Raw genomic sequence first — 1,786 nt, 5'->3', positions numbered from 1 at the left:
CAACGAAAGAACGAGCGCATGTTACGGCCGTGTGGATAGACTGCCGCATCACTCGGTCGATCAGACCGCGTGCGCGATGTCTGGAGTGCTCCCCGTGGTACCGAACGGAGAATCGGGAGAACGCGGACCAACGCGTTGGTCGCCGCACGATGGCGCGACGGTGGGACGGGCGGCCGCCCGGATCCGTCCCGGCTGGCAGTCATGCCGGCGTCGCACCCGCTTCGCCGGCCCACGCCGACTCGGCGCCCTCCCACGCCGCAGCGGCAACCTCGACGACGTCGTCAGATGCGATGTCCGGCCGCGCCCGCCCGCCGGCTCCCACAACCGGCACGGGGTGGGCGCGGAGGGTGCACAGACCTGACCGGGAGGGCCCATGGTCCTGATCCAAGCCGCGGCGGGTACGAGTCCCGGCGGTGCCGCCATCGAACTTGGCGCAGGTCAGATCGGACTGGTCGCCGGGGTGGCGGCCGTGGCGGCGCTGGCGCTGGTGGTGGCCGGCTACCTGGCCCGCGAGGTGCTCGCGGCCGACCCGGGAAACCCACGAATGGTCGAGGTCGCTCGCGCCGTCCAGGAAGGAGCCGCGGCCTACCTGCGCCGGCAGTTCACCACGGTGGCCGGTTTCGTGCTCGTGATCCCGTTCGTGCTGCTGCTGCTGCCCGCGGAATCCACCGCCTCCCGGGTCGGCCGGTCGCTCTTCTTCGTCCTCGGAGCCGTCTTCTCCGCGTTGGTCGGCTTCGTCGGCATGTCGCTGGCCACCCGGGCGAACTCCCGGACCGCGGCCGCGGCCATCCGGGCCGGGGAACGCGCTGCCATGCGGATCGCCTTCCGCACCGGGGGTGTGGTCGGGATGTTCACCGTCGGCCTGGGCCTGCTCGGCGCGGCGGTCGTGGTACTCGCCTTCCGGGACACGGCCCCGCAGGTCCTGGAGGGGTTCGGGTTCGGCGCGGCGCTGCTCGCGATGTTCATGCGGGTCGGCGGCGGCATCTTCACCAAGGCGGCGGACGTCGGCGCCGACCTCGTCGGCAAGATCGAACAGGGCATCCCCGAGGACGATCCGCGCAACGCGGCCACCATCGCCGACAACGTCGGGGACAATGTCGGCGACTGCGCCGGGATGGCCGCGGACCTGTTCGAGTCCTACGCCGTGACGCTGGTGGCCGCACTGATCCTCGGCGTGAAGGCGTTCGGCGAGAACGGGCTGATCTTCCCGCTGCTGATCCCGGCTGTCGGCGTGCTCACCGCGATCGTCGGCATCCTCTCGGTCGCACCGCGCGCGGGTGACCGCAGCGGCATGGCAGCGATCAACCGGGGGTTCTTCCTGTCCGCGGTGATCTCCGCCATCGGCGTCGTCATCGTCTCGCTCGTCTACCTTCCCAGCAGCTTCTCCGGATTCCCCGGGATGGCGGACAGTAGCCAGAGCGGTGACCCACGGCTCATCGCGATCACTGCGGTCCTGATCGGCATCGTGCTGGCCGCGGCGATCCAGCTGCTCACCGGCTACTTCACCGAGACCAGCCGCAGACCGGTCCAGGACATCGTGAAAGCGTCCACCACCGGCCCCGCAACCAACATCCTCTCCGGCATCGGGGTCGGCCTGGAATCGGCTGTCTACTCGGCGCTGCTCATCAGTGCGGCCGTCTTCGGTGCGTATCTGCTCGGGTCCGGGAGCGTCACCGTCGCGCTGTTCGCCGTGGCGCTGGCCGGCACCGGTCTGCTGACGACGGTCGGCGTCATCGTCTCGATGGACACTTTCGGGCCGGTCAGCGACAACGCCCAGGGCATCGCC

1 protein-coding gene is annotated in these 1,786 nt (G+C 70.4%); it reads left to right on the top strand.

The features are described from left to right. Positions 1 to 373: 373 nt before the first annotated feature. Positions 374 to 1,786 (top strand): sodium/proton-translocating pyrophosphatase (locus tag NBW84_RS12770; RefSeq protein WP_250284845.1); only part of this gene is annotated, 1,413 nt, incomplete at its 3' end.

This window comes from Protofrankia sp. CiP1_Cm_nod2 (assembly GCF_920664355.1).
GTDB lineage: Bacteria > Actinomycetota > Actinomycetes > Frankiales > Frankiaceae > Protofrankia.
This window is presented reverse-complemented; position numbering and strand designations above follow the sequence as displayed.